The organism is Phytobacter palmae (genome assembly GCF_039409775.1).
GTDB lineage: Bacteria > Pseudomonadota > Gammaproteobacteria > Enterobacterales > Enterobacteriaceae > Phytobacter > Phytobacter palmae.
The window spans coordinates 165,374-192,159 of record NZ_JBCIVJ010000009.1; the positions used below are offsets into that span (position 1 = coordinate 165,374).

Here is a 26,786-nt window from a genome sequence, read left to right on the forward strand (position 1 = left end):
GCAGGGATGGTTATGATTACTCTTCGTCGACGTGTTAATTCAGCGAAACTATTTAAATCAGGAACCTGCTTATTTGCGGTGAGCATGATATGGCCGATTTTTGCCTATGGGGCGAACCCTGCCTACGATGAGCTGATTATTCAGGCGCGAAAAGGGGATCGCCAGCCGCTGTTAACCTATCTCAATGCCCGCGAGCAAAATGCGCCTCTGACGCCAGAGCAAGTTGCCGACTGGCTACAGGTATCCGCATGGGCAGATAACGATGTACAGACGCAGGAAGTATGGCGGCGCTATCAGGATAAAATGGCCTTCCCGGTGCGCGGGCAAATAGCCGCGGCACGCGCCTTGCGCAATCTGAAAAAGTGGGATGAATCATTAAACGTCTGGGAGCGCGTTTTGCGTGAGGATCCCGACAACACCGACGCGCGAACCGGATGGATAATGACTCTCGCCGATGCCCGGCGAAACGAAGAGGCCCTTACCGCAGCACAGCAGTGGGCAGCGCTGGCGCCGGGGCCGGAACGTGATGCGCTGTTGGCTTATGTTTACAAGGCGCAGGAGAAAAACTGGGATGCGTTACTGGCTGCTACCCGAGTTGATACGGCGTCACCGGTAAGAAAAAATGTGATTCCGACACTGCTGTCCGCCATGTCCGCTAACCGTATATCCGGCCCCGCGCTGACACTTTCCGAACGTAACCCGCAGTCCGATGCGATCGCCCGCCAGCTTGAACTCGATGCCGCCGCTCAGACAGTACGCGCGGCCTTTACGCCAGCCCGCAACGAAGAGGAACGGTATCTGGTGGCTGATAAAGCACTTGCCCGTTATGACGCATTTATCGCTGCATGGAAAGATAACCCCGGGGCGCAAAAAGATGTGCGGCGCGCCAGAATCGACAGACTGGGCGCCCTGGTCATTCGCAAACGGAGTGCTGAGGTCATTGCCGAGTACAACGCGCTGGAGGCCGATGGACAACATGTCCCCAATTATGCCCGGCGCTGGGTTGCTTCTGCCTGGCTTGCTGAGCGCCAGCCTGATAAAGCCGAAGCGATGCTGGAGGAGGTTTTCTTTCCGCATGGCCCTGTAGCGGTGATGCCGCTCAGCATGGATGACCAACAAGACCTTTTCTATGCCCGACTCGACAATAATCACTTCGATGAAGCAAAGCAGCAACTGAACACCTACATCAGCAAAAGCCCTTACATGATCTACTTCGAGGGTTCATCCACACCGCAACCTAACGATAACTGGCTGCTCGGTCAGTCATTGCTTATCGACTATTTCTTAGCAACCAATGATTTAAACGCCGCGCAACAACAAGCACAAACGCTGGTGAGCAAGGCTGCTGGTAATCAGGATTTGCGTATTGCTCTGGCGTCGGTTCTGCTGGCGCGGGGCCTCCCGCACGCAGCAGAACGCGAGCTTAAGCTTGCTGAGGTCATTGAACCGACCAACCTGACGCTGGAGAGACAGCAGGCATCGACGGCGCTTGAATTGCAGGAGTGGCGGCAGGCCAGTGAACTGACAAGTGATGTAGTAGCACGCAGTCCCGATGATTTCGCCACCCGGCAGCTTGAACGTCTGCTGGCGGTGCACAACAAAGCGGAGCTGCGTGTCAGCGGCACGCAGGGGATTTCGTCGGACAACCCCATTAGCGGTAAACATGATTTCACTCTGAATACCACCCTGTACAGCCCGCCCATTAACGATAACTGGCGACTCTTTGCGGGCTTTAATTATGCCAGCGGTGAATTTGAAGAGGGCAAGGGCATTAACCGCGATATCGGTGCCGGTGCGGAATGGACCTCTCGTGATAACTGGGCCGAACTGGAAGTGTCCGGGCGTAACTATGGCGACGGGCAGAAAATCGGAGGACGGCTTTCTGCCTGGCACGATTTCAATGACAACTGGCGAGTGGGTGGTTCGGCGGAGCGGTTGTCGCGTAATACGCCGCTGCGTGCGTTACGCAACGGCGTGAATGCCAACGGCGGCGACCTCTGGCTGCGGTGGTATCACAACGAACGTCGCGAGTACCACTTTTCACTTGCGGGCGCCCATTTTACGGATGGCAATGATCGCCTGGAGTACGGCATCAGCGGCAAAGAGAGATTATGGACCCAGCCGCGTTTTACGCTGGATTTCATCCCCGCGATCAACGCCAGCCACAACAGCAAAGACAATGTGCCTTATTACAATCCCAGGCGTGACGTTTCGGCCGTTGCTGGCCTGCGTGCGGAGCACGTGCTGTATCGCCATTACGATACCGTCTGGAAACAGCAGTTTATCGCCGGGGCGGGCGGCTACTGGCAAAAAGGACACAATAGCGGTGCCATCACGCAACTTGGCTACGGGCAGCGCATTCAATGGAATAACGTAGTGGATGCCGGGGTGACGCTCTCCTGGGACAAACGTCCTTACGATGGCAAGCGTGAGCGAAATATCGCCCTCGCTTTTGATCTGAATGTCAGGTTTTAAGGACGATCATGTTTAAACACTGGCTACGTATCGCAATTATGACTGCGGGGTGGGTACTGGCAACCGCCTGCATAAGCGCGCCAGCGCCACGCTACCTTTCCCCCTCCGAAAGGGCGCCGCTCTACGCACAGCAGCCCTGGCCGAAGAATAGCTTCCTGGTGCTGGCGTATCATGACGTCGAGGATAACGCGGCGGACCAGCGTTATCTTTCAGTGCGCACCAGCGCGCTTAACGATCAGTTTGCCTGGCTGCATGATAATGGCTACCACGTGGTAAGCGTGCAGCAGGTGCTGGATGCGCACGCCGGAAAGAGTGTCCTGCCGCCGAAAGCGGTACTACTGACATTTGATGACGGTTACAGCAGCTTTATTCGGCGCGTTTTGCCGCTGCTCAAATCCTATCAATGGCATGCTTTATGGGCGCCTGTCGGCATTTGGGTTGATGCGCCGGCAAATGTTCCGGTTGATTTTGGCGGGCTCAAAACGCCACGCGATAAATTCGCGACATGGCAAATGGTGCGTGAAGCGAGCATGTCGTCACTGGTGGAAATTGGCGCACATACCTGGTCTTCGCACTATGGGCAAAAGGCGAATCCACAGGGCAGCCTTGAGCCTGCTGCGGCTAATCGCGGATTCAATGACGTTACGGGGCAATACGAAACCGATACGCAGTTCGAACAACGCATGAAAACTGACCTTGTGCGTATCAGCCGGAAAATTACCGAGGTGACGGGGCAACCACCGCGTGCGTGGGTATGGCCGTATGGTGCGGCGAGTGGCACGACGTTGAGGCTGGCGCAGCAGCAGGGTTATCAGATGGCCTTTACTCTCAATCAGGGGCTGGCCAATGCGGCGAATCTGGGAAATATTCCCCGTATGCTTATCTCCGGTAATCCGTCGCTTCGTGAGTTTGCCGACCAGGTAGCGCAGATCAGAGAGCCTGAGTCCATGCGGGTTATGCATATCGACCTGGATTATGTATATGACAAAAACCCCGCCCAGCAGCGTAAAAATATCGATGTGCTCATTCAGCGCGTTTTTGATATGCACATCACCCATGTTTTTTTGCAGGCCTATGCTGACCCAAAAGGTGATGGCAATGTGCAGGCGCTCTATTTCCCGAACCGCTGGCTGCCGATGCGCGCCGATTTATTCAACTTTGTCGCATGGCAACTCCAGACCCGCGCTGCGGTGAGTGTGTATGCCTGGATGCCGGTGCTGACATTCGATCTCGATGCTTCTGTTCCTCGCGTGACGGCGTGGTCGCCTGGACTCGGGCGTACAGCGCCTGACAGCAGGCATTATGCGCGGCTCTCCCCCTGGAGCGCCGTGGCCCGTAAGCGTATCAACGACATTTACGAAGATTTGGCTCGCCATGCCAGCTTTCAGGGCATTTTGTTTCACGATGACGCATTTCTGACCGACTATGAAGATGCCTCTCCGGCTGCGCTGGATGCATATCGCGCGGCCGGGTTTCCGCATTCGATTGCGCAGATTCGCGCCAATCCTCAGCTACTTGAGCGCTGGACGCGCTTTAAAAGTCGGGCGCTTATCGATTTCACTGAACAGCTGACGCAAACCGTACGATCCATTCGAGGTCCGCAAGTGAAAACGGCGCGCAATATCTACGCGATGCCGGTTCTGGAGCCACACAGTGAAACCTGGTTTGCCCAAAACTTGAATGATTTCCTTGGCACCTATGACTGGACGGCACCAATGGCGATGCCGCTCATGGAAAATATTCCGCCGAAAGACGCGAACAACTGGCTGGACAGGCTGGTCGGTCGCGTGGCCCGTTACCCCGGCGCGCTGCAGAAAACGGTCTTTGAGTTGCAGGCGCGTGACTGGCGCAAAGGGGCAGGGCAGGACGGCATCAGTGATGAAATGCTTATCGGGTGGATGCAACAGCTTAGGCTGAGTGGCGCCAAAAACTTTGGCTATTACCCGGATGATTTCATCAACAACCAACCCCGGATGGCGGAGTTACGTCCCGCTTTCTCATCATACTGGTATCCACAAAAATGACCGATCGCATCATCGCATTCCTGATCCTTTGCCTGATGTTCAGTTTTCCGCTCGGCGTGGCGGTGGTTTTTACAGGTGAAGTGATCCTGGATTTCGTCTTTTTCTGGCCATTGTTTATGTCTGCACTGTGGATGAGCGGCGGCCTCTATTTCTGGTTTCATCGTGAGCGGTACTGGCCCTGGGGAGAAGGGACACCCGCACCAACGCTTGAGGGAGATCCGCTGATTTCCATCCTTATACCGTGCTTTAACGAAGGGCTGAATGCGCGGGAAACCATCGAGGCCGCCCTGGCCCAGCGTTACCAAAATATCGAAGTCATCGCCATTAATGATGGCTCGAAAGACAACACCGGCGTCGTGCTGGATCAATTAGCTAACGAGTATACGCGGCTGCGGGTCATTCATCTGGCTGAAAATCAGGGAAAAGCGATTGCGCTTGCAGCCGGCGCAGCTGCGGCACGCAGTGATTTTCTGGTCTGCATTGATGGTGACGCTCTGCTGGATAAAGATGCGGCGGCATATATGGTCGCGCCGTTATTGAATCACCCACGCGTGGGCGCCGTTACCGGCAACCCGCGTATTCGCACGCGATCAACGCTTATCGGACGGGTACAGGTCGGCGAGTTTTCGTCAATCATCGGGTTGATTAAGCGAACCCAACGTGTCTATGGGCAGGTTTTTACGGTTTCGGGGGTCATTGCCGCGTTTCGTCGCCGTGCACTGGCAGAAGTGGGCTACTGGAGCCCGGATATGATCACCGAAGACATTGATATCAGCTGGAAGTTGCAATTGCGCCACTGGTCCATCTTTTTTGAACCCCGGGCGCTGTGCTGGATACTGATGCCTGAGACGTTAAAAGGGCTCTGGAAGCAGCGTCTGCGCTGGGCACAGGGAGGGGCCGAAGTCTTTATTGTCAATATGCGTCGCCTGTGGGGCTGGGAATACCGGCGCATGTGGCCGCTATTTATTGAATTTTGTATGTCCAGCGTGTGGGCATTCGCCTATGCGATGACAATTGTGCTCTTTCTCATCGGGCTTATCATTCCCATGCCCGATTCACTGTATGTTCAACATCTGTTTCCACCTGCGTTTACTGGCCTGATGCTTGGCGTCGTTTGCCTTGTGCAATTTGCGGTCAGTCTGTTTATTGAACGGCGCTATGAAAAAGGCATCGCCGCGTCGTTGTTCTGGGTTATCTGGTTTCCGGTGGTGTACTGGATGTTGAGCCTGTTCACAACTCTGGTGGCTTTCCCGAAAGTTATGCTGCGGCGTAAACGCAGCAGAGCTCGTTGGGTCAGCCCCGACCGCGGTATCGGGAGAATTGAACCATGATCGAATCGTTAATCTTTACTGAACAGCGCCTCTTTCCGCGCCTGCTTGATGTACTTTTAACGCTTATTGCCTGGCTGGGGTTTTGCTGGCTCATCGCAAGCGGGCTGGTGGTGGCAATAAAACATGATCCCTTTATGGGCGTGCGACCGTTTTATACCACGCTCAGCACCCTGAGTGTCTATCTACTGGTGGCATGTACGATCAGTCTGGCACTTATTCTCTGGGCCAAATATAACCAGCTACGCTTTCGCGTTGAGCGTCGTCAGCGTCGGCCAGGGCTTGAAGATCATGAAGTGGCGGCAAGTTTTAATATCACACCTGAACTTGCGCAGGCGATGAGCCGGGCCCAGGTATTTACCCTTGCCCATTATGACACCGGCGCGATTGACCGCGTCTGGCTGGCAAAAATGCTGGCAGAAAACCAGGACAGCCTTGTCAGCAAAAAAGAGATCCACGCCTGAGCGTGGATCTCTTTGTCGCCTGCCGTTATACGCTAAGCGGCGTTTTTTCAGAGCGCACCTTCGCCTTCGTAAGCCTGACGATAAAGCTCGATAACCTGTTCTTTCGTCGCTTTTCTTGGGTTGGTTAACTGACAAACATCTTTTTTCGCGTTCTCCGCCATAATGGCAAAGTCTTCCGGTTTAACCCCAAGGCTTTTCAGATCGGCAGGAATACCCACCTGTCTGCTCAGGCGACGAATCGCGGCGATCGCTTTCACCGCGGCTTCGTCGGTCGACAGTCCGGCGACTTTCTCACCCATGGCTTCTGCAATATCGCGGAAGCGATTAAGGTTGCCGATAAGGTTAAAAGACTCAACATATGGCAGGAGAATCGCATTACATACGCCATGAGGAAGGTTATAGAACCCGCCCAACTGGTGCGCCATCGCATGGACATAACCCAGTGAGGCGTTATTAAACGCAATCCCGGCGAGATACTGGGCATAGGCCATATTATCCCTGGCCTTCATATATTCACCGTTCGCTACCGCTTTAGGCAGATATTGCGTGATCATTTTAATGGCTTGTAATGCGGCGGCATCGGTAAGTGGATTAGCCATTGTCGACACATAAGCTTCGATAGCGTGCGTCAGCGCATCCATGCCGGTCGCAGCGGTAAGCGAAGGGGGCATACCGACCATCAGTACCGGATCGTTGATGGAGATTTGCGGTGTGACGCGCCAGTCCACAATCGCCATTTTCACCTTGCGCTCTGTATCGGTAATAATACAGAAGCGGGTAATTTCAGAAGCGGTACCCGCAGTGGTATTAATCGCCATCAATGGGATCATATCATTACTGGATTTATCAACCCCTTCGTAATCGCGAATATTCCCGCCATTTGCCGCAACCAGACCAATACCCTTTGCGCAGTCATGAGACGAACCGCCGCCGAGTGAGACAATCCCGTTACAGCCATGTTCGCGATAGCATTCGATACCTGCAGCGACGTTTTTATCCGTGGGGTTTGGTTCCGCGCCGCCGAATATATGCACATCGATACCGGCTTCCTGATAAATTTTCGCGACATTATCCGCCATGCCGTTTTTTGCCAGAAATGCATCCGTGACGATAAGGATTTTTTTCACATTTAACGTTTTTGCCAACGTACCGGCTTCCTGAACACTACCTTCACCAAATACATTTCGTGTTGGTAGAAAATAATATGTCGACATTGATCATCCCCTGTTCATAAATGTGATTGTGAGAGTGTCCATGACTGCGTTTAAACTCCTGGCAAAATATGAGTACCCAAGAATAACGATACTCTGATGATGCGAATAAAAGCGCTGACTGAACATGCGCAGGCAATGTTAAGGAAAAGCTGACAGGGAACAGTGAACAACCTCACAAAACAAAGGGTTTTTTAACAAAAAGCATCAGTTTTATTTACAGATGGGGTTTCTAATCATCACTTTATGTTATTAAATTGTTGTAAAGGAGCATGCGAAAATGGCCAATGAGAAAGCATGTCCGGTTTGTGATTGATGTGGTTCTTTAGTTGTAACCACCTGTATTTAAAGTGTTATCTCTTTGTGTGTCAGAAGGCGAAATCTGCAACGACTGGTTCAGTTAAATACTGTGTGGGTAATACACAGGCGGAGATCTGAGCTGTTGGCGGGAGGATGCTATGATTGACCTGAAGGCTTATTTCTGTGCTCTCGTCTGTTGAGCGATATCATCCGGTCAGGGAGAAAGTCCGGTCCGTTATGTTTAAGCCAGGATGGATACGTCTCTTTTAATCACCGTGTAGTGAAAGACACTCATTAACGCTAATGGGGGTGATTTTCCAGAGAAAATATTTCCAGACAACGCGAAAAAATACATGATATATACATTGAATAAGATAATTAGGTTCTGTAATTTTCCGCGTCATAAGCCTGTTAACTGCCGGTGCCCATATTGAGTTTGATTATTATGGAGTGGGGTTGCAACAGTGAATACGCACTGAGGGAAAATCACCGTGTTTTATCGTGGCGGGGGCAATATGAATAAAACTCACTGGGATGAAAGTGGCTTATTTCAGGCAATCCTCGACAAATGTCCCGTTGGAATAGCGGTAATTGATTACGATGGGCATTATCTCACTGTTAATCCGGCTTATTGCGATATCTATGGCTACGCACAACATGAGATGTTGCATCACTCCTTCACCATGATTTTTCCTGCCGCAGATAAACAGGCTGTGCTGGAGCGCCATTATCAATTTTTGAAAGAAGGCACCCGCCTTGGTGGAGAATGGCCTGTTCTGCATCATGATGGATCGCAGATGACGGTCTTTTCAGAGTCCGTGACGTTTTATCCTGATCAGGGACTACCGGCGAGGCTGGTCTATGTTCAGAACATTACCGAGCGCAAAAAGGCGCAGGAGCAAATGAAAATTGCGGCGGCCGTGTTTGAGGCCAGCCAGGAAGCCATTGTCGTAACCGACGGTGAAAATAATATTATTAGCATTAATCCGGCTTTCACTCTCCTGACGGGGTGGTCTCTGGAAGAGGTTAAGGGAGTTAACCCTCGGGAGTTTAAATCAGGCCGCCATTCCCGTTTTTTTTATACTGAGATGTGGCGGGCATTAAACGACACCGGGCAATGGATGGGGGAGGTCTGGGATCGACATAAAGACGGCACTGAATTTCTCAAAGAGCTGAGTATTTCGGTAATAAAAGATCCTGCTGGCAATGTGATGAATTACGTTGGCATGTTTTCCGATATTACCTTACGCAAAAAGCAGGAAGAACTTATCTGGCAACAGGCCAATTATGATGCTGTCACCGGTCTGCCCAACCGTCATTTGTTTCAAAGTAAACTGGAACAGGCTGCGCGCCATGCCTCGCGTACCCGTCATATCATGGCATTGATGCTTATCGACCTCGATCAATTTAAATCGGTTAATGACAGTATGGGGCACCGGGCAGGCGATGAATTATTAGGTCGCGTGGCCATGCGGTTACTCGAATGCGCAAGTAATGCCGAATGTATCGCGCGCCTCGGTGGCGATGAGTTTGCCATTATTATCTCCGATATTAACGATCCATCCGAATGCACGAATATTGCCCACAACATCCTCAGGAAGCTGGAAGCGCCTTTTACCATAAACGGCGAGACCATGTTTGTCTCAGCCAGTATTGGCATCTCCCTTTATCCTGCCGATACGGAAAACCTCGAAGATTTATTTAAGAACGCAGATCAGGCGATGTATGCGGTTAAAAATGCGGGGCGTAAAAATTTTCGTTACTACTCCCGCGCGCTGCATGATGCGATTCATGCACGTTTACGGATGATCAGAAATTTAAGAAAGGCGCTCGAAGAGAGCCAGTTTGCGGTCTATTACCAGCCTATTGTCTCGTTGACAACGGGGCGTATCACCCGCATGGAAGCCCTGGTTCGCTGGCTTCATCCGGTTCAGGGGATTATTAGCCCGGATACCTTCATTCCGCTGGCTGAAGACACGGGGCTTATCGTTCCACTGGGAAACTGGATCGCAAACCAGGCCATTACACAATTAGCTTACTGGCGGCAAGAATATGATCCTCAACTTAAAATGACCATTAATCTGTCGCCGGTGCAGTTACGCAGCCAGGAATTTGAAGATATTCCCTGGATTCGGGACCTACAGAACAACAAACTCAATGGTGATGCCATCACCATTGAAATTACCGAAGGGCTGCTGCTTAACTCGGAAACACGGGTGAATCATAATCTCAAAATGATGCATGAGACTGGAATCCAGATTGCCATTGATGATTTTGGCACAGGCTATTCATCGCTGGCGTATCTGAGAAAATTTAATGTTGATTTTCTCAAAATTGACCGCTCGTTCGTTGAGGATTTAAAAGGTGTGGGCTTTGAACTCTGTACGGCGATTATTGCAATGGCGCACAGCCTGGGACTCGGCGTGATTGCGGAAGGGGTGGAAACAGAGGAACAGAAAGCGTTGCTGATGGGGCTGGGGTGCGATTACATGCAGGGGTATCTGTGTTCGAAACCATTGCCCGCCGATGAGATCGAGAAACTACTGGTGTCATCTTATATCCGATAACTCTTCTGTTGCAAAAAGGGGCCGCATATGTCAAACAACCCGTAAAATAGCGGGAGGATAAGCGTGATGCGGTAACCCTTTTTATCTCTGCAGAATACGATGACAAAAAACGAACATGTCCTCACGGCTGATAAATAGCGGTGATAACCTGAACATTATGATTTAACGTAATCGGTATAGGCGTTTTGCAAAACAATATGATCGGCAATATATTTTGCGTCATGCCAGACACCGTAAATAAATGAAGATGCACGGTTCACCAGGTTTGGCAGGCCAAGAAAATAGATGCCACGCTCTGCGGAAATACCGCGCTTATGGAAGGGCAGGCCTTTTTCATCAAATGCATCAACCTGCAGCCAGCCAAAATCAAATGTAAAACCCGTTGCCCAGATAATCGTGCTAATACCAGCGGCGGCAATATCTAATTGCGCCAGCGGATTGAGCAGGCACTCCGGGTCCGGCAGTAACTCCCACGCCTGCGGCTCCGGCGGCAGATCTAACCCGTTGCGTTCAATATAAGCATCCGCATCGCGCAATACGTCAAAATAGGCGTTATCGCCCGCAGCGATATTCTCTGCCAGCCCTTCGGCAAAGCTCAGCACACCGTTATCCCAGCTTTTGGTGATACCCACAAGCGTAATGCCCGTATGCGCCAGACGACGGAAATCGACCGTTTTCCCCCCTTCATAACCGCTCACGGCAAAGGCAACATGCTCTTTTTTGGGCTTTATTTTCACTTCATCCCACAGACCCAGCGCCCCCAGCCACCAGCAGTAATCACGGTCTCGGTAAGAGCGCGGTGGACGATAATGTTCACCGACCGACAGATAAACCTCACGCCCCGATTGACGCAGTTCTTCGGCGATTTGCGTACCGGAAGCACCAGCACCCACAACCAGCACGCCGCCTTGCGGCAGTTGCTGCGGATTTTTATAGACCGAAGAGTGGATCTGGTGCAGCCCGGCGCTTTCCGGGACGATCTGCGGGAATGACGGTTTCTGAAACGGACCGGTGGCGGCGACCACATTGTCGGCTTCAAAATCACCGGCTGAGGTTATAACTTTGAACCCGCTGCACCCTGCCAGGCGAGTAACCTGATGCACCGCAACACCTGTGCGCACAGGGGCGTTAATCATCTTCGCATAGTCTTCAAAATACTGCGCCATGCGCTCTTTCGGCGGGAAAGCCTCCTGGGCGATATTGTCGAATTTTAGCGACGGAAAGCGGTCGTGCCACGCAGGCCCGTTCGCTACCAGTGAATCCCAGCGTTCAGAGCGCCAGCGTTCAGCAATACGACTACGCTCCAGGACAATGTGAGGCACACCCATTAAGGACAGATGCTCGCTCATGGCGATACCGGCCTGACCGGCGCCGACAATCACGGTATTAATTTTTTCTGTTGACATAGTGAATCCCTAAATATAAGCGACCCTCGATAGTTTTATCGCTACGCGTCATCGGGGCGGTATTAATGGCAATCAGTTTTTTAATGCAGTGCGTGGGAATATCCGGCGCACACGTATTCATGGTTATTACTGTCTGGTTTCAATGTTTAATATTTTCCCCAGACCTAAAAACTTATTGGCGATAATTAACATCATGGCGGTGACGGCAATATAAATGACCGACAGGGCAGCGAGTGTCGGATCAGCAAATTCACGGACATAGTTGTACATTGCCACCGGTAAAGTCTGCGTGGCCTGGGTAGTAATAAACAACGATGCGGTAAATTCGTTAAAGGAGAGGATTGCGGCAAACAGCCAGCCGCCAAACAGCCCCGGTAAAATCAGTGGCACGGTGATGGTCCATATCACGCGTAGCGGCGATGCCCCCAGACTTGCCGCCGCGAGCTCAATGCGCTGTTCAAGGTTTTTTAACGACACATAGACACTACGCAACACAAACGGCAGTACCAGCACGATATGGCAGAAAATTACCAGCGGGTAACCGCGCCCGAGGTTGAGTTGCGATACCAGCATCAACAGTCCCAGACCAATAGTGAAGTGGGGAATAAACAGCGGTGACAGCAGAACCCCTTCCAGCACCTGTTTACACGCAAACGAATAGCGTTCAATGGCAATCGCCAGCGTGGCGCCAATGATGACCGCCAGCGATGATGCCCATGCGGTGACAATCAGCCCGGAGTAGAAACCATGACGGAAATCGTCATAATTCACCGCCCGCTCGAACCAGCGCAGCGACCAGCCTTTTGGCGGGAAAAACAGTACGGCAGTGCTGCTGAACGAAGAGATAAACACCACGATGGTCGGCAGCATGACAAAGAGCAGAATTGCGACAACCAGCAGGCGACCTGCCAGCGTTATCAGTTTGTTGTTAAGTGAACGGGTCATATCAGTGTTCTCCCATCGCGTGCAGGAATCGGGTCATGCGTTTTAGCGCCATCAGCAACAGGATGGTCAGAATTAACCCGGCGATACTGAGTGCGGCAGCAAACGGAAAGTTCATCGATGAGAAACCCAGTTGATAGACCATCGTGGCGACGGTGCTGACGCGTCCGCCGCCAATGAGCTGCGGTGTGGCAAAGGCGCTAAACGTCCAGGCAAAAGCGGTAGTAAGGCTGGCGACGATGCCGGGGAAGGAGAGGGGGATCGTCACAGTCAGCAGGGTGCGGATAGGCCCTGCGCCGAGGCTCCTGGCGGCTTTCTCGTAATCGGGATTGATGTGTGATAACGCGGTCGCCAGAATCAACACCATGACTGGCATGGTGACATGCACCAACGCCAGGACTACGCCAGTCTGTGTAAACATAAACTGAATGGGCTTTGAGATGATGCCAGACGCCAGCAACAGGCTATTAAGGAAACCGCTGTTGCCGAGCACGATAATCCAGGAGTAGGTACGCACCACTTCGCCGAGAAACAACGGCGTAATCGCAATAATCAAAATAGCGGATTTGATCCATAAGGTGCGGGTGCGCACCAGCGCATAGGCCAGCGGATAACTCATCAGCAGGCCAAAAAGAGCGGTTTTGGCGCTCAGCATGACAGTATTAATAAACGCATCGGCATAGATGCTTTTAAACAGGCTGTTGAAGTTGGCCAGTGTAAATCCGCCCACGTCGAGCGAACCGGGTATATACGCCCGCACGCTGAATTGCATCACCGCGAGCATCGCGATGACCAGCCCGAATGCGGTTAACGTGGCGGGAATAATGAACCAGGGTAAAAATGTCGGTTTTCTCGTCATAACATGCTGCCTGAGTAATGTGCTGCCGGTAGAACCAGGGCGACCGGTAAGCCGCCCACTAAATCAATGAGACATGATGTTTTCAGAGAACCACTGACGCCATTCGGCGGTTTTCTCGGCACGCAGTTGCGGATCGGTATTGATGGTGGCGTTCCACTGTTCAGGTGTGGTCAGCATGCCCGGCAGTTTCGCCAGCTCAGGATCGATATGGGCGTTAGTTACCGTTGGGCTGCCGTGATAAATCTTCGCCACCTGCTGCTGGATCTCGGGCTTAAGGGCAATATTGATAAACTTATAGGCGAGTTCGCTATGGCGGGTGCCTTTGTTGATCCCTATGGTATCCACGCCCAAAATCGCCCCCTCTTTCGGTATCGCCAGTTTGACGTCCACCCCTTCGGCCATCATGTTGTAAGCGTTCATCGACAGCATGACCTGAACCGGCGTTTCCCCGGTGGAGATCAGTTGCTGACTATTGGCGTCATCGGTATAGAAGGATTTGATATTCGGGATCAGCGCCTTGAGCTTCGCCTGGCCTTGCTGCCAGTGGGCTGCGTCGGTGCCGGAGAGTCTGGCGGCCACTGCAATAATGTGGCTCGGGTCCCAGTCAGGCAGCGCCAGAGTGCCCTTGAGTTCCGGTTTCCACAGGTCGTTCCAGCTCGTGAAGGTTTCGCCTTTGGGGACTAAATCCGCACGGTAGCCGATGGTGTAAACGTAGCCCCAGACGCCGAGGTGATAAGGGCTGACTTTCGCCTGTTGCACAAGATTTGCCGCATTCGGGATTTTGCTCATATCGAGCTTTTCAAACAGCCCGGAATTGGCATACAGATAGCCCACGTGCGCAGTGGTAAAGGTCACGTCAGTTTCCGGTGAGTCGCCGGCCAGTTTGGCTTTGTTGAGACGATCGATGGTGCCGCCTGTAACAAACTGCACTTCCACGCCGGTTTCTTTGGTAAACGCTTTCGCGATGGTCTCGTCGATCAAATCTTTAAAGCCGCCGCCCCAGGTGCTGACAATCAGTTTGTCCGCTGCCATCGCATTTCCTGCGCTTAGCACACATGTGGTCAACAACGTTAAGGCACGAATCTTACGCAACATATTCTCATCCCCATACATGAAATGGCTGTTGTGGCAATCTGAAACCCGGCGCGCCAGAACGGTGCAAACGGTGTTCCCTGGTGTGAAAGCGATAATGACGTGGCGTATGGATTGCGTAAAACAGCCTTTTCCTCGTCTCTGCATCAGAATTTCCGAGGCTAAAAGAAGCGCTGCTTTGCAACGGATTTTCTTAACCAGTGATAAGGCAGAAGGAAAGGAGGGCTCTGCAAAAGCAGGGGATTATGCTGTTATTTGTGATTTGGCATGATAAATGCATAAAATTTAGCACTATTAGAATGACTGACGCGACATGATCGCGTCGGCGATCTCAGGAGAACCTGCATGCTCAGTCGCATTACCCAGCGTCAGCTGGAATATTTTGTCGCCTCCGGGGAGGCCGGCAGTATCATTGGCGCCTCAGAACGTATCCACGTTTCATCGCCGTCGATCTCTGCCGCCATCACCCATATCGAATCTGAACTCGGCGTACAGCTCTTTGTACGCCATCACGCGCAGGGCGTTTCGCTTACCGCCATCGGCCATCAGGTTCTGAAAGAGGCAAAACTCATTCTGGAGCAGATGTTGAATCTTTATACTATCGCCTCGGAATCCATGAACAATGTGCGTGGCCCGCTGCGTGTAGGCTGTCTGGATACGCTGGCCCCGATGCTGACGCCCGAACTGGTCTTCGGCTTTGGACGCGCCTTTCCTGGCGTGCGTATTACCCTTGTCGAAGGCAACCATGAACAGTTGCTCAAACAGTTACGCACTGCCGATATCGACATCGCGCTGACTTACGATTTAGTCCCCGCCAGCGATATTGTCTTCACATCGCTGGCGCAATTGCCGCCCTATGTGATGGTGGGGGAACATCATCCGTTTGCGACGCAGTCGGCGGTGACCATTGAGGATCTGGCGACAATGCCGATGGTGTTGCTGGATATGCCATGGAGCCGTGAATATTTCCTCGGGCTTTTCAGCGAAGCGGGCGTTACGCCCAATGTGGTGATGCGCTCCAGTAATATGGAAGTGGTGCGCTCGATGGTGGCAAATGGCGTGGGATTTGGCATCGCCAACGTGCGGCCAAAAGCGCATCTTTCCCAGGACGGTAAGCGTCTGATTCGCGTACGGCTGGCGGGGTCGAACAGACCGATGCAACTGGGTTACGCGATTGCGGCCCACACCCAGCACTCAATGGTGGTTAACGCCTTTGCTGAGCGCTGCCGTGTTTTTATCTCCGATCAGTATATTCCCGGCATGGCGGCGCCGAGCTATTTCGATCCCCAGGTTGTGCGGGTGGCGTGACGACAACTTAGTAGCCACGCGCCGGGAATACCTGTCCGCTAACCGGCTCGCCGCGTGCAGCACGCTGAATGTTTTCTGCGACCTGTTGTGCGGCGCTGGCCGGAATGGCGACGGACGCCAGATGCGGTGTGATAAGGACATTGTCCATGCCCCATAACGGATCGTCTGGCGGCAGCGGCTCACGGTCAAACACATCCAGCGTGGCCTGCGCAATCTGCCCTGAGCGCAAGGCTTTTGTCAGTGCCGCCTGATCGACAATCGCACCGCGCGAAACATTGATAAACGCCGCCCCGCTGGGGAGGCAGGCCAGTCGTTCAGCGCTGAGCAGACCTGCCGTGTGCAAAGTGAGAGGCAGCATGACCACCAGAATGTCGCTCTGGCTAAGAAAATCGTTGAGCGATCCCAGTCCGCTGCTGCAGCGAATGTTGTCGATCGTTTTGGGTGTACGCGACCAGCCGCGCACGTCGAACCCCTGACGCGCCAGCTCCTGTGCCGTATACGCACCCAACTCCCCCAGTCCCAGCACCCCGACGCGGATGCCGGAAGGCGTACGTGGATGCAGGTAATGCCAGCGCTGCTCACGCTGCGCGCGCTCGAATGCCGGAATATCGCGCGCGTAGCGCAAAACGGCAAAAAGCACGTAGCCTGCCATCATACGCGACATATCCGGGTCGGACAGACGAACAATCGGAATAGCCGGCAGATCGTCGCGCCCCACCAGTGAATCGACACCCGCGCCGAGATTAACCAGCAGCTTAAGATTGCGATACGGCGCAAAGAATCCATGTGGCGGTTTCCATGCCAACGCATAGTGCACTTCGTCGGGGTTTTGCACTGTTTCGGCGCGGCAAATTGTCACGCCGGGTAAATGTGGCGCAAGTAAGGCCGACCACTCTTCGAAACTATCGAATTCGCTGTAAAACACCAGGGTGCTCATGCGCTGTGTCTCTCCATTAACTTGACTACCGCATCAATTGCCAGCTCATAACCCAGCGCACCGAGTCCGGCAATCACACCGGTTGCCGCTTTTGATACCAGCGAGTGATGGCGAAACGGCTCGCGTTTCCAGATGTTGCTCATATGCGTTTCAATGACAGGGCCGTCAAACATCAGCAATGCATCCAGTATGGGGACGGAACTGTAGGTCAACCCCGCGGCGTTGATAATTAACCCTGCGGCGTGCTGACGTGCCTCCTGGATCCAATCAACCAGCACGCCCTCGTGATTGCTCTGGCGAAAATGCAAAACCACGCCGTGTGTCGCGGCGCGGCGCTGGCAGCGTTCGCCAAGACTGGCAAAGCTTTCGCTGCCATACGTGCCGTTTTTATCCAGGCCATATAAGTTGGCGTTCGGCCCATTAAGAAAGTAGATCTGCTGTGACATGCACACTCCTGATTAAACGTGCGGATGGGTAGCGGTCATCGCCGGATGCGCATTGAAGAGGGCGAACCATGCGGCGGTAAGCGGGTGGCTGGCGCGCCAGTTGAGTTCGGCAAAGCGAAAGTCGAGATAACCGAGCGCGCAGCCGATGGCAATAAGCCCGATATCGTCGGGTTGGTCGCTAAAATGGCTGACCTGGCTTTCAATCTGCGACAGTGCGGCGGCGACTTTTTTCAGTTGCGCGTCAGCCCAGCCTTGCCACTGTTTCCCGGCGGGGCGGGCAGTGAACTCGTAGCGCGCCAGTAATGCGGCATCAATAATGCCGTCACCCAGTGCCTGTCGTGTCAGACTTCGCCAGCGCGTCTCTGCGTTCACCGGGTATAAATGGCCCTGTGCGCGCGCATTGAGGTATTCACAAATGACCCGGCTATCATAGAGGCAGAGCCCCTCTTCGGTACGTAGCGCCGGGACTTTTGCCAGGGGATTAAACCGGGCAATACGCTCGTCGCGCACGACAGGATGCGCGGCAGAGTCCAGCTTTTCTATCTCATCAGCGAGACCCAGTACGGTTGCGCACACCATCACTTTGCGAACATAGGCGGACGTGCTGGCAAAAAAGAGTTGCATCATGACGCCACCTGCAGCAGCACTTTGCCGATATTGGCATTGGCTTCCAGAATGCGATGGGCCCGGGCGGCCTGTGCCAGGGGCAGGGTTTGATAAAGGAGTGGCGTGATTTTACCCGCGGCTATCAGCGGCAGCAGATGTTTACTGATGCACTGCGCCAGGCGCATTTTCTCGGCGAGGCTTTTAGGGCGCAGGGTGGAAGAGGTCAGGATCAGTTCTTTACGCATCACCATTTGCAGATCCAGTTCAATCTTTGCGCCCTGCATAAACGAGAGGCTGATGTGGCGTCCGCGTGGTGCCAGCACGCTCAGATTACGCGCCACGTAATCGCCACCCACGTTATCCAGTACCACATCCACACCATGCCCCCCGGTTGCAGTCAGAATGACCTCGACGAAATCTTCGTCGTGGCGGTTGATGGCACGCCATACCCCGAGTTGTTGCAGCGCCGCAATTTTTTCAGCGCCGCCAGCGGTGGCGATCACGCGCGCCCCGCACGCCTGTGCGCACTGAATAGCAAATGTGCCTACGCCGCTGGCTGCTCCGTGGATCAGTACGGTTTCGCCGGGCTGCAAACGCCCCAGTTCAAACAGGTTATGCCACACGGTAAAGGCCGCTTCCGGCACGCCTGCCGCCAGGCTAAGAGGCAGATTTTCCGGAACAGATAAACAGAGTTCGGCTCGCGCCACACAGTAATCTGCATACCCCCCGCCATTGAGCAGTGCCATGACCGGCGAACCTGGCGCGGGGAATTCAACGCCTTGACCCAGCGCTATAACGGTGCCTGAGACCTCAAGCCCCAGCACATCGGTGACACCCGGCGGCAAAGGCATGCCGTTGCGTTGCAGGATGTCGGGGCGATTAACGCCCGCACTGGCAACGCGGATAAGTACTTCACCCGCTCCCGGCAGGGGGAGTGGACGCTGCACCTGTTCCAGTACCTCTGGCCCCCCTGGCCGGCCCGCAATTATGGCGTTCATCATTTCAGGCATCATCCGCGTTTATCCTGGCTTGCCGCGCTAAACGCGCATACACCTTCATCATCGACATTCACGCCCACCAGGCTACCGACGGGCCAGCGTGTCAGCGCATTAAGCCCGGACTGGCGCGCAAATAACGTGGCGTTACCCAGTGCGGGCACATCGAGATGCACATCAACATGATCGCCCTGAAAGACATGGGCAATCACCGTGGCGCTGAGCAGCGAATGCGGGCCCAGGGCTGCCAGTTGAATATTTTCCGGGCGCACAAAGAGATCAAGACGCTCGCCAATCGTGGCATGGACACGTTCTGCTGGCAGGCGAAGCACATTACCGCCAAGCTCCAGCATCGCTACGCCATCGCGGCCGACGTAGCGACCCGGCAGAATGTTCACATCACCTACAAACCCGGCGACAAAGGGATCCTGCGGACGCCGATAAATCTCATCCGGCGTGCCTGTCTGGCGAACATGCCCCGCAGACATCACCACCACGCGATCGCTCATGCTCAACGCCTCACCCTGATCGTGCGTCACGAAGACAGTGGTGACGCCAAGCTTGCGCTGAATCGCTTTCAACTCAACCTGCATCGACAGGCGCAGATTTTTATCCAGCGCGGAGAAAGGTTCATCAAGCAGCAGGACTTTGGGGCGAATGACCAGCGCACGCGCCAGCGCCACACGCTGCTGCTGACCACCCGAAAGCTCACGGGGTTTGCGATGGCCGTAACCGGCAAGCTTCACCAGCGCCAGTGCCTGTTCAACGCGCTCAGCGATTTCGGCTTTGGGAACACCGCGCATGCGCAGACCGTACCCCACATTTTTCTCGACCGTCATGTGCGGGAAGAGCGCGTAGTTCTGAAACACAATGCCGATTTCACGCTGCCAGGGTGGGGTATCTGTCACCAGCTCGCCATCAATAAAGATTTCGCCGCCATCCGCTTCGGCGAAACCCGCCATCAGATTCAGCAACGTGGTTTTGCCGCAGCCTGACGGGCCGAGCAGGGTAATAAATTCACCTTCTTCAATCATCAGGGAAATTTTGTGTAAGGCGATGGCGTCGCCAAAGCGTTTGAGTACGCCATCGAGTCGTACGGCAACGCGAGTGTGGTTCACGTCAGGTTGCAGCGTTGCGGGCTGCGGAAATTGGGTGACTTCTGCACTGACCATGGAATCTCCGGAAAAGGGCTATCAAATGCCAGAACCCAGCATACGGCTTAAACGCAGTTCACGCGGTTAGTGCTTCCCGAAGCTGGCGTTTGGAAAAGTTAAAGCAGAGAGATAGCAATGTGGACGAACGAAGGGCGGGCCGGCGCGCGCCCTGTATTAAAAGGAATGTCAGAGATCTGACCTGTTTTGACACATCCACGTCGCAAGACGGCGCAGCAGGGCGTCGCAGGCGTTCAACTGTTCGACAGTAATGAACTCATCCGCTTTATGGCCCTGCGCCATACTGCCAGGACCGCATATCACGCTGGGGATGCCTGTCTGATGAAATAACCCGCCTTCCGTACCAAATGCGACGGTGCTGAACTTTTCGGAGCCGGTGAGATGAGCAATCAGCCGTGCTGCGGCGCTTTGCGCGCAGGTGTACAGGCCGGGATAACTGCTGATGGGGTAAAAGCGGATCGCCGCATCGCGACTGACGGCGTGCATATCGGGCAGAAGCTCGCGCTGTGCGTAACTTTCCAGGTCCCGGGTTATCTCCCGGGCATCATCCTGCGGCAACGTACGCACTTCAAAGTCAAATGTACACTCGGCTGGCACGATATTCAGCGCCCGGCCGCCCTGAATCAGACCCGTTTGTACCGTGGTAAAGGGCGGATCAAAACGCGCATCATGATGTTCCGGCGCGGCCAGCCGCTGGCCTGTGAGCGTAAGGCGGTGGATGAGCTTTGCAGCATACTCAATGGCATTGACACCCTGCGGCGCATAAGCCGAATGACAGGCGGCGCCCTGAACTTCACAGCGCATGCCGAGTTTGCCTTTGTGACCAAGAACCGGTTGCAGTTCAGTGGGTTCGCCAATCAGGCAGATAGCGGGCTTTTCCGCCCGGCGGGAGAGCACATCGAGCAGCGTACGCACGCCGAGGCATCCAACCTCCTCATCATAAGAAATCGCCAGATGCAGCGGTTGCGCCAGTGGCTGTGCAAGAAAGTGGGGGAGCGCTGCGAGGATACAGGCAATAAAGCCTTTCATGTCTGCCGTGCCCCGACCATACAGCTTGCCTTCACGCTCAGTCAGGGTAAAAGGGGGAACGCTCCAGTTCTGCCCGTCAACGGGGACCACATCGCTATGACCAGAGAGCATAACGCCCCCCTTTCCCGACGGGCCAAGCCGCGCATAAAGATTGGCTTTGCTGCGCTCGGCGTTGTGAATCAGTTCGTAGTTAACGCCGAGCCCGGTTAAGTAGCCGCCGATAAAGTCAATTAGCGCCAGATTAGATTCGCGGCTGGTGGTGTCAAACGCCACCAGTTTTTCGAGCATTTCGCGGCTGGTCATCATCAGATCTCCTTGCGCTTACTCGTCGCCGGGCACGCCGTAACCAGGTGCGCTACGGGGATCGAGCGCGCGCGTTAAATAGTCCTGCATCTGGGGTTGCCAGGCGTGCCAAAGTTTACTGAGTTCATCCACCGGATCGGCATCAGTCCAGTCGACGCGCAAATCTACTATCGGCCAGATGTGAGAATCGACAATTGACAGCGCGGACGAATGTAGCGGACCTGCTTCTCCGCCTGCACCAACACCCGCCTGCATTGCGGCAATGAGCCTGTCGGCAAGATGCCCGGTTTGCTGTTCGAACGCGTTTATCATCGCGACAATGACATTCGGATCCGCGAGCAGATTACCCGCCGCCACACAGTTCTCGCCGCTCAGGGCGTTGTTAACGCCGAGCGTTTTTTCGCCACTGTAGAAGGCGCTTTCCCCACCTGCCGTCATTACAGTGACCTGTCGGTAGATAAAATAGTCATCCGTGGCCAGCCCGGTCTTTAGCGCGGTTTCGGCACTATCGCCCTGTTGCAACCTTTCAAGAATACGCGGCCCCAGCGCCGGTAAGGTTATGTTTTGGGTCGATACCGCGCCGATCTTGCTGCGCAGCCACGGGCAGCGCGCCCCCACCGCAATACTCGACGAGCTGATGGCAATGCCTATCTGGCCGGTTTGTGCGCAGCGACCAATAATCGATAATGTCATGGTATTAGTCTCCCGTTGGTGAATGCCAGTCGTCCGGAATCACCGCGATAACATCAATTTCCATCAACCACTGCGGTTGACCCAGTGCGGAAATGACCAGTCCGGTTGAGATGGGAAACACCCCCTTTAGCCATTTGCCGACGACCTGATAAACCGGCTCGCGATAGCGGGGATCGATGATATAGGTGGTTGTTTTCACGATGTGTGACAGATCGCTGCCAGCCTCTTCCAGAAGCTGTTTTACATTCTTCATCGCTTGTTCAGCTTGTGCTGCCGGGTCGCCAAGCCCGACCAGGTTACCGTCAAAATCGGTCCCAATCTGGCCACGAACGTACACGGTATTGCCGGCACGAACTGCCTGGCAAAGATCGTTGTCCAGTGACTGATTCGGGTAGGTGTCTTTGGTATTGAATTTGCGAATGCGGGTATGTGTGCTCATCGTTGCCTGCCAGTAAATGGGTTCCCCGCAAGGTATACCTTCTCAGGCAAAACAAACAAAACAGCATAATCCGAGGCTTTAGTTTAGAAAATGCGAACACCCATCCATGCCTGGGGCGGCTGGCGTCAGGGATCGCATTACTGCTCGCTATACGTTGCTGCGCTTCTGACAGGGATAAGCAAAGGCAGGATGCAAAGCACCAGCAGTGCGACAAGAATTAAGGTCTGCTGCACCCCCATCACATCACCTGCCATACCGTAGATCAGGGGCATTAAGGCACCACAACCGAGTGATGCGGTATAAAAAATCGCAAAGGCGCGGGTTTGCTGTTGCGGGCGGGATAACTCGGCAACGCTACCATACAGAATTGAGGACGTTCCGTTGAGCGCCACGCCTAAAGGAATCAACAGTAACCAGGTGACATGCAGTGGGGCAAATGCCATCCCCAGCACAATAGCGGAGGTGATTATCTCACTGGCCGCGACGGTTTTGATCACGCCGAGCCGGGTCGACAGTATGCCGCAGACCAGTTTACCGAATGCCCCGCCAATAAAAATTAATGTCAAGGCAAAGCCAATTTGCGTCGCCGAAGCGCCACGTGCGGCCATCAAAAAAGGAAGGAAAGTGAGCGTGCCCGTGCGCGTTGCATTATCAATACTCCCTATCACACATAAGGCGGTGAAAGCCCTCTGGCGCAGCGGCTCAGGGAGTTTTATCTCCGGTTGCTGAGACGAACTGCGGTGCGCTTCTTGGGCAGTCAGCGGCTTCACCTGCGCGGCTTTACTATCAACAGGCAGTAACAGGTACAGGCCGAGGGTGACGAGGAAGCCAAAGAGGGCAATCCACTGCAGGGCGCTTCCCCAGGAGACAATGAGCAGGCAGGCTGAAAGCACACTGGGAATAATCCCTTTGCCAACATCGCCAAAGAAATTGTAGGTGCTAAGGGCAATGCGGGCGTGCCTGGCGGAATAATTGCGCGTAATAAAACTGGAGGAGAGCGGATGCTGAACGCTGGCCCCCAGACCCCCGATGACAATCAGTATCATGAGTTGCATAAGTGTTGTTGAGGTTCCGTACAGCAGTAGCGCGACGGTCAAAAGCAGGGTGCCAGCCATTAATATCCGGCGTTCACCATACTTTCGGCCTAATTCTCCTGCGGGGATCTGAAAGGCTGACATCGCGCCGGAAAACAACATTTTAAGTAAACCTATCTGCGCCATGGAAAGCCCAAACTGCTGCTGCCAGATAGCAAAAAGGACATAGTGCAGGTCGGTGGCACCATCATGGAAAAGGTGAGCAAGACTGGTTGCCCCCAGGACTTTGCGGCTTTGCCTCTTTTCAACGCCAGCCGGATGTGTGTTATCGGGTGAACCGGACGTCAGACTCATTCCTGCGCTCCAGGGAGTAAAAGGGTATCTTCACATTAATTTTCTCTGGTGAATATAACCTTGCAAATTTATTTAGCCAGAACATACAGAATTCTGCTTTGTCATGGTGGTTTCTTATTTTGTCGTCGCGCGCGCTGGCTCGTTTGTGCAGTTATCACCATGGTTAAGATTGAGGATGGCAAAACAGCTTTTTATTATGATTTATTTACTTTTTAAATAGGGTGACTATATCAATTTAAATATAAACAGATGTGCTACTGGATTTCTGCGCGGTAACTTAATCTTGTCAGTTCGCTTATCGCAGGCATATTATCCCTGATTGACTAATTACGGCGTGCGCATGGTCTGTTGCGCAACAAACAGATTCGATGAACTCAATGATTTTCTGAAAACGTGGTGAATCCTCCGAAGTGTGTGGCCCTTAACAGGGCGCGAGCAGATGTCAGTTTCACTATCGCCGATATTGTTAAGATACACGTTCCTGTTTTGTTTTGCCTTTTCTGGTGACATACTATGCGCGTAAGTGACTGGACAGATTTCTGAATGCGCTGGTGTTTTTTTAGTTGCATGTATGGGTAAGCAACATGAAGAAAAAGAAATTTTATTTATCACTGATTATAACTGTTGCTTTCCTCATTGTTTCTGTGTTATTGACCTTCCAGATTTTTTCAGCACGCACTCAGACTATCAATGAGCTTAATATAAATGTCATAAACTTAAGCCGCACTCTTGATACTTATTCGGAAGGCGTTATTCGTCAGGGTGAGATGATAATAAAAACCATATCCAGTATGACGGAAATATATGGTATAAAACAACCAGAGATTGAGCGCATCAGAACACTCCTGTCGGATCAAACAACTTTTATTGAACAACTCAATAATATCGTCATCTATGATGATAAAGGCAATGAAATTCTTGCCATGCGCAATATTCCCAGATGGGGGAGAAATGGCGCAGACAGATCTTTCTTTATCTATCACCGTAATAATTTATCGAAAGATATTTATATTGGCCCTCCGGTTATTAGTCGTACTACGGGGAAATGGGTGATCACAATCAGCAAAAGACTGGAAGATGAGAACAGGATGTTCAGAGGTGTGGTTGTTTTAACGCTGAACATTGAAAACTTTCTCGAAACATATGGTAAATTAGATATCGGGAAGAATGGATCTATCTCGCTGATTAGCGATTCAGGAATACTCATGATTCGCTTTCCAATTAATGAAAAGTTTACAGGTAAGATTTTTTCTGATTCGCTCCTGTTTACCTCTTATCTCAAAAAAAGTGACTCAGGAACGGCAACTGTTATTTCTCGCGTTGACCATATTGAACGCATTTTCGCCTTTCAGAAAAATAAACGCTATGGGTTAGTCACGACGGTTGCTGTCAGTACAGATGAAGCCTTAAATTCATGGAGGCATCATGCTGAAATTTTGGGTGCGACGATTATATTCCTTATCGGATGTGCCTTTTTTTCAGGAGGTTATGTTTTTAAAGAAATCAGCAGGCGTATGCAGCTTAATAAAGAACTCGCCAATGCCAAAGAGTCACTGCTGTCTGCCAACGCGCAATTAAAAGAGATGGCCTCTGTTGATAGTTTAACAGCTCTGGCTAATCGCAGGGAATTTGATCATGCTTTTCCAAAAATAATTCAGGATTGTGCGATAAATAAAAAATCGATATCGCTGCTGCTTATTGATATCGATTTTTTCAAAAATTATAATGATAAATATGGACATCTTTCTGGTGATGAATGTTTAAGAAAAGTGGCCGGGATAATTAAAGAGAGTTTAACAGACCTTAATGCAGTAGCAGCCCGATACGGCGGAGAAGAGTTTGTCGTTATCTTGCCAGAAGCAGAGCCAGAATTAGCAAAGAACATTGCTGAATCCATTACTCATAATATCATCAGCGAAAAATTAATCCATGAGGCCAGCCCTTTTGGGGTAGTAAGTGTCAGTACAGGTGTTTCCAGTGCCGCTGCGACAGACATTGATGATGACGGGACCTCGCTTATTGAAAGTGCCGATACGGCACTTTATCGTGCAAAATATTCCGGCCGCAATCAGGTTAACACCATTTGATGGTTTCTTACTGAGGCGGGTGTTTGTGCAATGCTATGGCGAACACCCGTTGCGTAAACAACTTAACGATTCGTGGACAGGATGCGATTGACCTCAGGCTTGTTATAACGCTTTTCCTTCGCCCACAGACGATACTGTCCTGGTGTGCGATGATAATGTTCCCGAAACGCACGGCAGAATGTTGACTGCTCCCGGTAACCAAGGTGCATTGCAATATCCGTGATTGAACGACTGGTATCATGAAGTAAATCGCGGGCGATAACCATTTTCCGGTATCTTATATATACACCTAGCGACATGCCGGTTACTTTTTTAAATCCCCGCTGGAAATGCCAGACCGAATAACCGGATTTTTGTGCAAGGACTCTCAGTGGCAGAGGCGTTGCAATATTGCATTCTATCCAGTCGAGAATATCCTTTATCGTTAATCTCATCAGACATAATGCGCTTTCCTTTGTCATTTCAATACCTTTTTACTGGCAGCGTCAGGGGAACCGTCGTCATATAACAGCTTCCCCCGACTGAAATCATTATGGTTTAACCCGGCTCGCTGAGACCCAATCACCGCGTCCCTGTTTACTGCATCAACAGTCTTCAATAATCAAATAGACTGCGTTCAATGGCCCATGAACCCCAACGACCTTAATAAGTTCAATATCTGCCGTCGAGCTTGGCCCGGCGATGAGATTGATACATGAGGGCAGCCTTTCTCCTG

Annotated in this window: 23 protein-coding genes; 7 read left to right on the forward strand and 16 right to left on the reverse strand. The window is 52.6% G+C overall.

All coding sequences use genetic code 11. From position 1 onward, the window contains the following. Nucleotides 1-12: 12 nt before the first annotated feature. The 4 genes from pgaA to pgaD are packed head-to-tail and all read left to right on the forward strand — an operon-like array spanning nt 13 to nt 6,291. Nucleotides 13-2,475: a poly-beta-1,6 N-acetyl-D-glucosamine export porin PgaA gene (pgaA, locus tag AAIG39_RS13190; protein WP_343194063.1), complete on the forward strand. Its 2,463-nt coding sequence runs from the start codon at nt 13-15 to the stop codon at nt 2,473-2,475. A gap of 8 nt (nt 2,476-2,483) precedes the next feature. Then, nucleotides 2,484-4,499: a poly-beta-1,6-N-acetyl-D-glucosamine N-deacetylase PgaB gene (pgaB, locus tag AAIG39_RS13195; RefSeq protein WP_425503311.1), complete on the forward strand. Its 2,016-nt coding sequence runs from the start codon at nt 2,484-2,486 to the stop codon at nt 4,497-4,499. Next, nucleotides 4,496-5,830, forward strand: coding sequence for a poly-beta-1,6-N-acetyl-D-glucosamine synthase (gene pgaC / locus AAIG39_RS13200; protein WP_090084835.1), 1,335 nt, complete (start codon nt 4,496-4,498; stop codon nt 5,828-5,830). The genes pgaB and pgaC overlap by 4 nt, the downstream gene beginning before the upstream one ends. Then, the gene (pgaD, locus tag AAIG39_RS13205; RefSeq protein WP_343194064.1) at nt 5,827-6,291 is read left to right on the forward strand and encodes a poly-beta-1,6-N-acetyl-D-glucosamine biosynthesis protein PgaD; all 465 of its coding nucleotides are present in this window, start codon (nt 5,827-5,829) and stop codon (nt 6,289-6,291) included. Before pgaC ends, pgaD begins: the two co-directional genes overlap by 4 nt. Nucleotides 6,292-6,338: 47 nt before the next feature. Here pgaD and AAIG39_RS13210 read toward each other — a convergent pair whose 3' ends face one another. Next, nucleotides 6,339-7,505, reverse strand: a complete 1,167-nt coding sequence (locus AAIG39_RS13210; protein ID WP_090084831.1) for an iron-containing alcohol dehydrogenase — start codon at nt 7,503-7,505, stop codon at nt 6,339-6,341. 812 nt (nt 7,506-8,317) lie between these two features. Between AAIG39_RS13210 and AAIG39_RS13215 the strand changes: the two genes are divergently transcribed. Continuing rightward, nucleotides 8,318-10,369, forward strand: a complete 2,052-nt coding sequence (locus tag AAIG39_RS13215; protein WP_343194065.1) for a putative bifunctional diguanylate cyclase/phosphodiesterase — start codon at nt 8,318-8,320, stop codon at nt 10,367-10,369. Nucleotides 10,370-10,524: 155 nt separating this feature from the next. On the opposite strand, the gene AAIG39_RS13220 is transcribed toward AAIG39_RS13215, so the two are convergent. From AAIG39_RS13220 to AAIG39_RS13235, 4 genes are all read right to left on the reverse strand, one after another. Beyond that, nucleotides 10,525-11,775, reverse strand: coding sequence for a flavin-containing monooxygenase (locus tag AAIG39_RS13220; protein WP_343194066.1), 1,251 nt, complete (start codon nt 11,773-11,775; stop codon nt 10,525-10,527). Between the two features lie 126 nt (nt 11,776-11,901). Further along, entirely contained in the window at nt 11,902-12,720 is an 819-nt protein-coding gene (locus tag AAIG39_RS13225) for an ABC transporter permease (protein WP_343194067.1), read from the reverse strand. A 1-nt stretch (nt 12,721) separates the two neighbouring features. Continuing rightward, complete coding sequence (locus AAIG39_RS13230; protein ID WP_343194068.1) at nt 12,722-13,576, reverse strand: ABC transporter permease; 855 nt, start codon at nt 13,574-13,576, stop codon at nt 12,722-12,724. Nucleotides 13,577-13,639: 63 nt separating this feature from the next. Further along, nucleotides 13,640-14,671: an ABC transporter substrate-binding protein gene (locus tag AAIG39_RS13235; RefSeq protein ID WP_090085114.1), complete on the reverse strand. Its 1,032-nt coding sequence runs from the start codon at nt 14,669-14,671 to the stop codon at nt 13,640-13,642. Nucleotides 14,672-15,013: 342 nt separating this feature from the next. On the opposite strand from AAIG39_RS13235, the gene AAIG39_RS13240 reads away from it, so the two are divergent. After that, the gene (locus AAIG39_RS13240; RefSeq protein WP_090084822.1) at nt 15,014-15,976 is read left to right on the forward strand and encodes a LysR family transcriptional regulator; all 963 of its coding nucleotides are present in this window, start codon (nt 15,014-15,016) and stop codon (nt 15,974-15,976) included. Between the two features lie 7 nt (nt 15,977-15,983). On the opposite strand, the gene AAIG39_RS13245 is transcribed toward AAIG39_RS13240, so the two are convergent. The 9 genes from AAIG39_RS13245 to AAIG39_RS13285 all read right to left on the reverse strand — a co-directional run bounded on the left by AAIG39_RS13245 (nt 15,984) and on the right by AAIG39_RS13285 (nt 23,984). Then, nucleotides 15,984-16,913: a 2-hydroxyacid dehydrogenase gene (locus tag AAIG39_RS13245; RefSeq protein ID WP_249568950.1), complete on the reverse strand. Its 930-nt coding sequence runs from the start codon at nt 16,911-16,913 to the stop codon at nt 15,984-15,986. Then, on the reverse strand, nt 16,910-17,359 hold the full coding sequence (locus AAIG39_RS13250) for a type II 3-dehydroquinate dehydratase (RefSeq protein WP_343194069.1): 450 nt from the start codon (nt 17,357-17,359) through the stop codon (nt 16,910-16,912). Before AAIG39_RS13250 ends, AAIG39_RS13245 begins: the two co-directional genes overlap by 4 nt. A 12-nt stretch (nt 17,360-17,371) precedes the next feature. Next, nucleotides 17,372-17,986: a glutathione S-transferase gene (locus AAIG39_RS13255; protein WP_343194070.1), complete on the reverse strand. Its 615-nt coding sequence runs from the start codon at nt 17,984-17,986 to the stop codon at nt 17,372-17,374. Then, nucleotides 17,983-18,978, reverse strand: coding sequence for an NAD(P)H-quinone oxidoreductase (locus AAIG39_RS13260; protein WP_343194071.1), 996 nt, complete (start codon nt 18,976-18,978; stop codon nt 17,983-17,985). Before AAIG39_RS13260 ends, AAIG39_RS13255 begins: the two co-directional genes overlap by 4 nt. Next, a complete protein-coding gene (locus AAIG39_RS13265) occupies nt 18,975-20,132 on the reverse strand; it encodes an ABC transporter ATP-binding protein (protein WP_249568946.1) in 1,158 nt (385 codons plus the stop codon). Before AAIG39_RS13265 ends, AAIG39_RS13260 begins: the two co-directional genes overlap by 4 nt. Before the next feature lie 168 nt (nt 20,133-20,300). Next, nucleotides 20,301-21,467 carry an acetylornithine deacetylase gene (gene argE / locus AAIG39_RS13270; protein ID WP_343194072.1) on the reverse strand — a complete coding sequence of 389 codons (1,167 nt, stop codon included), beginning with the start codon at nt 21,465-21,467 and terminating at the stop codon, nt 20,301-20,303. A gap of 15 nt (nt 21,468-21,482) precedes the next feature. Next, the gene (locus AAIG39_RS13275; protein ID WP_343194073.1) at nt 21,483-22,157 is read right to left on the reverse strand and encodes a DUF1028 domain-containing protein; all 675 of its coding nucleotides are present in this window, start codon (nt 22,155-22,157) and stop codon (nt 21,483-21,485) included. A 4-nt stretch (nt 22,158-22,161) separates the two neighbouring features. Beyond that, nucleotides 22,162-22,596, reverse strand: coding sequence for a RidA family protein (locus tag AAIG39_RS13280; RefSeq protein WP_090084810.1), 435 nt, complete (start codon nt 22,594-22,596; stop codon nt 22,162-22,164). 137 nt (nt 22,597-22,733) lie between these two features. Then, a complete protein-coding gene (locus AAIG39_RS13285) occupies nt 22,734-23,984 on the reverse strand; it encodes an MFS transporter (RefSeq protein ID WP_343194074.1) in 1,251 nt (416 codons plus the stop codon). 584 nt (nt 23,985-24,568) lie between these two features. Here AAIG39_RS13285 and AAIG39_RS13290 point away from each other — a divergent pair. Continuing rightward, nucleotides 24,569-26,071, forward strand: coding sequence for a sensor domain-containing diguanylate cyclase (locus AAIG39_RS13290; protein WP_343194075.1), 1,503 nt, complete (start codon nt 24,569-24,571; stop codon nt 26,069-26,071). A 62-nt stretch (nt 26,072-26,133) separates the two neighbouring features. Here the strand turns inward: AAIG39_RS13290 and AAIG39_RS13295 are convergent, their stop codons facing one another. After that, a complete protein-coding gene (locus tag AAIG39_RS13295) occupies nt 26,134-26,532 on the reverse strand; it encodes a helix-turn-helix domain-containing protein (RefSeq protein WP_343194076.1) in 399 nt (132 codons plus the stop codon). 123 nt (nt 26,533-26,655) lie between these two features. Continuing rightward, nucleotides 26,656-26,786 (reverse strand): LUD domain-containing protein (locus tag AAIG39_RS13300; RefSeq protein ID WP_343194085.1); only part of this gene is annotated, 131 nt, incomplete at its 5' end.